General features: G+C 56.8%; 1 protein-coding gene. It reads left to right on the forward strand.

Translation table 11 applies throughout. The features are described 5' to 3' along the window. On the forward strand, positions 1 to 222 hold a 222-nt coding region (locus tag H6A20_RS13345), incomplete at both ends, for a hypothetical protein (RefSeq protein ID WP_204907559.1).

A 222-nucleotide genomic window follows, 5' to 3' on the forward strand; every position in this document is an offset into this window, starting at 1 on the left:
AAGGCATCATCCGCCTCCTTAAGACCAGCGAATTCAACCAGGTCAGCTACTGGGGCTCCCGCTACAACGAGAACAGGCAGCGCCTGAAAGACGCCTTTGAGGTCGCCCCGGGGCTCCTGGAAGCGTATGAAGCCCTCCAGTTCTTCCATGACATCCTGGCTTCCTGGCCTTACTCGGTCCAATACGAAGATCTCACGGAATGGATCCAGCAGTATGCTGCCT

It is taken from the genome of Mordavella massiliensis, from assembly GCF_016901695.1.
Classification (GTDB): Bacteria; Bacillota; Clostridia; order Lachnospirales; family Lachnospiraceae; genus Claveliimonas; species Claveliimonas massiliensis_A.